6 protein-coding genes are annotated in these 5,861 nt (G+C 48.5%); 3 read left to right on the top strand and 3 right to left on the bottom strand.

From position 1 onward, the window contains the following. Nucleotides 1-696 (bottom strand): AAA family ATPase (locus RMO84_RS11020; protein ID WP_310488510.1); only part of this gene is annotated, 696 nt, incomplete at its 3' end. 128 nt (nucleotides 697-824) lie between these two features. Here RMO84_RS11020 and RMO84_RS11015 point away from each other — a divergent pair. Both RMO84_RS11015 and rnhA read left to right on the top strand, forming a co-directional pair. After that, nucleotides 825-1,964: a hypothetical protein gene (locus tag RMO84_RS11015; RefSeq protein ID WP_310488509.1), complete on the top strand. Its 1,140-nt coding sequence runs from the start codon at nucleotides 825-827 to the stop codon at nucleotides 1,962-1,964. 9 nt (nucleotides 1,965-1,973) lie between these two features. Next, nucleotides 1,974-2,840: a ribonuclease HI gene (gene rnhA / locus RMO84_RS11010; protein ID WP_310488508.1), complete on the top strand. Its 867-nt coding sequence runs from the start codon at nucleotides 1,974-1,976 to the stop codon at nucleotides 2,838-2,840. Between the two features lie 160 nt (nucleotides 2,841-3,000). Here the strand turns inward: rnhA and RMO84_RS11005 are convergent, their stop codons facing one another. Then, entirely contained in the window at nucleotides 3,001-3,792 is a 792-nt protein-coding gene (locus RMO84_RS11005; protein ID WP_310488507.1) for a YdcF family protein, read from the bottom strand. 256 nt (nucleotides 3,793-4,048) lie between these two features. After that, nucleotides 4,049-4,756, bottom strand: coding sequence for a photosystem II biogenesis protein Psp29 (gene psb29 / locus RMO84_RS11000; RefSeq protein ID WP_310488506.1), 708 nt, complete (start codon nucleotides 4,754-4,756; stop codon nucleotides 4,049-4,051). Nucleotides 4,757-5,007: 251 nt separating this feature from the next. Here psb29 and RMO84_RS10995 point away from each other — a divergent pair, with 251 nt between their 5' ends. Further along, nucleotides 5,008-5,709, top strand: coding sequence for a tetratricopeptide repeat protein (locus RMO84_RS10995; RefSeq protein WP_310488505.1), 702 nt, complete (start codon nucleotides 5,008-5,010; stop codon nucleotides 5,707-5,709). Nucleotides 5,710-5,861: the final 152 nt, after the last annotated feature.

The raw sequence follows: 5,861 nt of genomic DNA, 5'->3' as shown, positions 1-5,861 counted from the left end.
TAAGTTGTTCTGCTTGTGCTTGGATTGAGAAATCGGGGCTAGGATTTTCATCCCTGGTTTGAGGTTTTGAGCTTTTATCCATCCGCAATCGGTGCCAATTAAATGATTTCCAGTACAGCGTATTTCTCGCTGAGTAGTTTTAATGGTTAAAGTTGGCTTTTGCCCACGTTCTAACCATCTGAGTACCTGTTTCCATTCCCATTTAGACAACTGTTCGTTATAGCTTAAAACCTGACGATCGACTAATGCAGGATTGTCGATCTGCATCCAACCTCGATCGGTCAAAATTAAACTATCACCAGTCAAGCATTCGTCGATGATATAAACCTTATACCGACACTGAACGGGGGCATATTGAGCGCGCTCGATTAGTTCGCGGATATTATCGACGCCTGTATTACTTGCAGCATCGATTTCGATGATATCGAGAGCAGCACCAGAGGCGATCGAGCTACATACCTCACATTTACCACAAGGTTGTGCAGTAGGTACCTGACTCGCCATACAATTAAGAGACTTGGCTAATATTCGCGCACTAGAAGTTTTACCTGTTCCCCGTGGGCCAGTAAACAGGTATGCTGGGGCAATCTTCTCTAGCCGCAAAGCATTAGTCAAGGTGGTGGCGATCGCCTCTTGCCCGACCAGATCGGCGAAAGTTTGCGGTCTATATTTATGATGTAGAGGTATGTATGCCATCTGCTGAATAAATAGAGAAGATATCCAAGCCAAACGCAAACACCATCGATCGAGGTGGTTTACTTAGCCTTACCCTCTAAGATACCCTAGATCGAATGTACCTAAATTGTGCATCGAGGAATCAGTAAATGTTAAAAAAAATCTGGCAGTCATTCATGAGGTGGTTTCGGAAATTATTCGGCACTGGGAAGCATCGATCTAGTCTCCAAGGCAGAGGCATGGCGACCGATCGACTCTCTAGTGTTGAATTGCCACCACTCGATGACACCGATCGGGAATATCTATTCATGCAGTTGCTCGAAGGAGTGGCTCATGGCTGGCAACAACCCCGCGCGATCGGCTTTTTTAACAAAATTAGGCAGCGAGTCCGCAAATCCGAATGGCTCGAATGGCTCGATAAGTTCGGTCAGAACTTACTCGCAGCAACCGTACCCAATTATGAACTAGCTGGGCGCATGGTGCAATTAGCCCAACTCGATTGCGGTGAAATCGGCGATCTCGCTGGCGATTACGGCGCGCGCCTACTCAATCGCCAAGCCGAAGAATTTAATGCGGGCATGCTCCCGATTATGGAATTTGGTTCGCTCGAAACGGGGCTGGACGAACAAACGCCATTCGATCTGAGCTACAGTAGTACGTCGATCGACGACCAGTTTGGTGATATTCCGCCAGAGCTACTGCTGACACCGCCGCCCCCACAAGCAATCGGACAGCCAGAGCCTAGTGCTGCGAATGAAACCCGCGAGATTACCCTCGAAGAATTTTCGGTGATGCTGCATCAAGATCCGGCTTTAGTTGCCGAACTCGCCGGACAATTTGGGATCGAGACTACCGATCCGCAAATCGTGTTCGATGCCGTTGTCGCGCAAATGCAGCAACAAGTCCAGCAAATTAGCGGCGATCTCCAGCAGTCTGGCGAGCTGCCCTCACCAACAACGCCACCAGAGGTGCCAGCCACACCACCAATCGCACCACCAGAAATTCCCGCTACGCCGCCTACAGCACCGCCAGAAATTCCGACAACACCGCCACTAAGCCCACCAGCGGTTCCGGCTACGCCGCCCACCGCGCCGCCAATGGCACCAGAAGCAGCAACAGCAGGACACCCGATCGATCGCTCTGCTAGAGAACAATCAGCCCCACCGCCACCACCGCCGTTACCCAGATTGGAATACAAATCCGAAGATCCGTGGAGTAATAACCCGATCGAAAGTCCCGATGCAACTCAGCCCAAAGCGGCTAATCTATCCGATCGGCGAGGAGTTTAGAGACATAAAATGAGCAGAATTACCAACTTATATACAGATGGTGCTTGTTCCGGCAATCCCGGCCCTGGTGGTTGGGGTACTGTGGCTTACTTTGACGATGGGAGCTGTCACGAATTGGGCGGACGCGACGGTGCGACGACCAATAATCGGATGGAAATGCAAGCTGCAATTTCAGCACTACAATTTTTTGCTGGTACCAGTCAAAGTACGCAGTGCATTCTCTATACCGATAGTGAATACCTGATTAAAGGGATTACCCAATGGGTCAAAGGCTGGAAGAAGAAAGGCTGGAAAACAGCAGCGGGCAAACCCGTTCTCAATCAAGATTTGTGGGAAACACTCGAAGCACTCGATCGACAAGTTCAGTCCCAAACCAAAGTGCCGGTATCCTGGCAACACGTTCGCGGTCATTCTGGCAATGTCGGTAACGAACGCTGTGACACGATCGCCAGAGGTTTTTCTAGCGGTCAACCGCCACAACTGCGGCAACACTCTACAATGGAGATAGCCAAGCCAGCTCCAGCCGCTCAACGCCCTTCAGAACCTGTAGTGGCTCCTGTTCCCCCGTCCCCTGATGTGCAGATTGTCCCCATGCTAGAAGAACAGACCATTCATCTTGAGAGTACCGAACATATCCCCCGCGAAGTTCGAGTCGCTCACCTACATCACCTGATCGATACATTGCGGATTACTGATGAAATTGCCAAGCATGGTTATCTAATTGCCAGCTCCGAACTAGCAGACCTCATGGATATCAATGCTAGTGCTGTTACCAGTCGCGGTGACAGGTGGGCATGGCGCAATTGGATCGTCTCCAGAGTCCGCCGCGAAGGCAACCAGATTCTCTGGCAGTTAGAACGAGTTGATGGGGAATAGTTGATAGCGATCGAAAGTAGGGTGTGTTGTCTTGACGCACACAAACGGGAGGGAACCTCCCGTTCGATGCGCCGCTACCGCGAAGCGTAACGCACCGCAAGTAATTAAAAAATCCCCAGTCCCCAACTCCCTGCTTACATACGGTGGTACAGCAACGCCCCTACAGCCACCCCCGCAATTTGTAGACCAAAATCCCGATATATTCGCGGATAACTTGTGTCGTTTGTGAAAAATGCTCGTCATCGGGGATAAAACTCAAAATCGCCGATTCGGTCTGCCGATTGGGTTGGTCGATTTCTAATTGCGAAATCCGATAATCAGTAGGAGCGGCGATCGCGTTGATACCTAACTTGTGAAATATTGCCAGCGATCGCGGCATGTGCATGGCAGAAGTTACTAATAAGATGCTTTTAAAACCCCGTTCTTTGATAATCTTTTGAATATTCACTGCATTATCACGAGTATTAAAAGAGTTAGCATCGGGGATAATATCAGCTTGGGGTACACCCATTTGAATTAATAGTTTAGTCAAATCGTCAGATTCCGGGCTGCCAGATCCTTTCCAGTCAATTCTGCCGCCACTGACGATAATTTTGGGTGCTTTACCCGATCGATACAAATTAGCACCATACCAGACGCGATCGCCAGCATCAGTTAGATCGACATCCGGACGCGGGTAGGCTAGAGAGCGAGTACCGCCACCTAAAATCGCGATCGCATCCGCTGTTGGTAACTCAGTTTTGGGAATATTTTGCCACTCTAATGATTGTGCCAACCAATTACTAGTCCAGGCATTACTACTCAAGAATAAGATCGTTAAGGCTAGCGCGATCGGTGCAGGAGTCCACTTGGATTTTATCCACCATAATCCTAAAGCGATAATTAGTAATAAGTTAATCGAACCCAGTGGATAAAAAAACAGCGGAATTAGTTTCGATAAAAACAGAAACATTTAAATTAGTGGGAGTTGGAAGTGAAGAGCGACTCAAGTTAAGTTGGTGAGTCGATCGTCGCTCCTCGAACTCGATCTTAATAGCTAGTGGCACTATCGGTATAGAGAGGACAGCGTGACGATCGTGTTTGGGGGATGAATGCTGCGAACGTTAATTTCGCTCCAGATCGTAATCCCAGTCGCTAACTCCTCACCCCTACTTAGGAAATAAATAGGTTAGGGGATAGTCCCTAACCCCAGTCTCCGCCTCGCCCATCTATTCTGTTGGTTTCGAGCTAGCAGTAGCCTCCACTTTAGCCTGCTCGCGTTTCTCGCGTTTTTTGCGCTCGGCATCGGCTAAATCTGCCATCACAGCTTCCATCTGAACGAGTTTATCTAAGTTGCTGCGGTAAGTATCGAGATCTTTTTGGACTTTATCGGTAGGCAAATGCATTGCTTCGCCGATCTGGAGGATTGATGCTTCCCGCTGTTTCTCATCTTTAAACAGATCTGGTGCTGCTTGTTCGAGCACCGTAAATAAACCGATCCCAAACAATCGACTGTATTTAAATTTCGGATTGCTCGCGATCGATTCAATGGTACTTGCCAGTTGTGCTCCCATTCCATCGCCAGTGGGGTGAGTCAACCAACTGACGATATCTTGGCCTTGCATACTGCGGGCAAATTCTTGGACGATTGTCGCATCTTTGCGATACTGCTCGGCGTTGCCACCCATTGATTGGCACAGGGCAATAAAAATCGATTGTTTATCTGTTTCGGGACGATAACTCGCCATAAATCGATCGAAGCTACTGACTACACCCAATGCGTAAATTGGATTGTAGGCAAAATCGACATTTGTCGAGAGTAGATGCATTTCTACCATTAATTCTTCGACGACGCGCCGATAAATCGAATTAATCGGGCGGGTATGTTTGGAGTAAAAATTACGCTTGGTATCGGAGACAGTACTCAGGTTATTCACCGGATTTATCAAAATTTGGTTAACAATCCTTAATTATCCTCGATCGGTTGCCCAATGCGCAAAGATCGCGATCCCCAAGACGAACTGGATCGCGCCAAAACGGTTGACTAGTAAGCAAGATCGGTAATTAATACTAATCTAAATTTCCCTGGCTACCAATCTTTGTGATTTTATGCGGATACTTTTCACCGATCGAGGAGGCATTCTAGGATTAGCAGGTAACAATTTTAACAATTTTAAGTAGCATTTGTATGGCGCGGAATCTTCAATTAGCAGCTTGGCTGGCAGTCGGCACAATCGCAATCTCGATCGGCGGTCAGCAGCAGGCAACCTGCGCTCTGACGCTCGCTCCCAGCTACCAGCAGGCCACTGTAGACATCCGCCCTGTCGCCGCGACCGAGCAATATCAAGATGGCTTGACGGCGGTGGCTGCTGGTAACCTGAACCAAGCAATGAGTAATTTCGATCGCGCCATCAAACTCGATCCCCGATATTTTCAGGCTTATATCGAACGCGGCAATGTCAAAACTGAAGTCGGCGATCTTGCTAGTGCCGTAGCTGACTACACCACCGCTATTACCCTCAATCCCCAATCGGTTGCTGCCTATTACAATCGCGGCACAGTCTTGAGTAAAACCGGTCGCCATCAATTAGCAATTGCCGACTATAACACCGCCATCCGCCTCGATCCTCAATACGCTCAAGCCTATATGAATCGAGGCAACGAACTCGACGATCTCGGCGATAGTGCTGGTGCGATCTCCAGTTACGACCGCGCGATCCAGATTAGACCCGACTATGCCCTTGCCTATCTCAATCGCGGCATCGCTCATGGTCGCTCGGGACATCGCCCTCAAGCGATCGCCGATCTCCAATTAGCAGCCAAATTATTCAAACAGACGGGACAAATCGATCGCTACAACCGCACCCTCCAAATCATCAAAAGTTTCTAGTCCACAGTTCGATCGTTGTAAATAACTGGTTATATTTTTCTCGATTGATTGGTAAAATACTAATAAGTATGTATCTGTATCTTTGCGCAATCGCATTTCCTAAATCGCGATCGACTGTAAATATCTCGATCGATCGATGATAAGTTATTCGT

It is taken from the genome of Chamaesiphon sp. VAR_69_metabat_338 (assembly GCF_031423935.1).
In the GTDB taxonomy this organism is placed as follows: domain Bacteria; phylum Cyanobacteriota; class Cyanobacteriia; order Cyanobacteriales; family Chamaesiphonaceae; genus Chamaesiphon.
Note: the sequence above shows the minus strand (reverse complement) of the source record. Positions and strands in the feature narration are given on the sequence as shown.